Annotated in this window: 1 protein-coding gene; it reads right to left on the reverse strand. The window is 38.2% G+C overall.

Annotated elements, in window-relative coordinates:
• A partial coding sequence (gene asp3 / locus ACFIK0_RS09290) for an accessory Sec system protein Asp3 (RefSeq protein WP_375663895.1) occupies positions 1 to 730 on the reverse strand: 730 nt, incomplete at its 3' end.
• Positions 731 to 854: the final 124 nt, after the last annotated feature.

Consider the following 854-nt stretch of genomic DNA (forward strand, 5'->3'; position numbering starts at 1 on the left):
CATTCACAACAGCCCGATCAAACCGTGGCTCACTACTAATGAGATGAACATTATCCACGTGATTACTCAGCAATAAGTCTTCCAAATGTTGACTAACATCATCTCGAGACTGCCAGGCAACCAATAAACTTTGTACCGGCAAATTCCCAGCAAGTGGACCCAGTTGCCGATAGGTACGCTTCATCCGCTTACCACCACCAATAACTAATAAGTTGATTGGCTTCAATTGATTATCTTCTTGATCATTAATGGGTTCTTGTAGCCATAAATCATCATTAGCTTCAAGTGGTAATTCTGCAGGGCCAATTTCTACCCGTCGAAAAGTTAAACCAACACAACCAGCATTAATTAATTCCAGCTGATAATCAACCGTATCTGGCGGACAAGTAAATTCACTAACCTGATCAACCAAATTAAGTTGTTTAATTTCCTCGCCTTGAAGATCAAAAAAAGTTAAACGAACAATTACTGAATTTGCTGGCTCAAAATCTGCCAAAACAGTAATTTGATATTTTTGACCAAATTGGAGAATCGGTAATTGTGAAACTTCTTTTGATGATTGCCAATTCATTGCTGTCGTCCAAGTCATTAACGACTTACCAAATGCAATCAAAGGATTAGACAAGGTTACAACATCCATGTCTGAGATGGTAATTCGGGATCCATAAGTATAGCCATGGTCAAAGCTTGGCGCCCAGTATATTTCATTGACTATTTGATCTGTTATCATCAATTTTTCCTTCCAAAATCATCGTGCATAATTTGCCTTAATCGGTAAATCATCCAGTTAATAATATCGTTTGTCTTATCGTTGTGGTGACCATGAAAGCCCTTGAATGCTGCTTGTTTAACAT

The sequence above is a fragment of the Bartonella sp. CL63NXGY genome (assembly GCF_042194905.1).
GTDB lineage: Bacteria > Pseudomonadota > Alphaproteobacteria > Rhizobiales > Rhizobiaceae > Bartonella.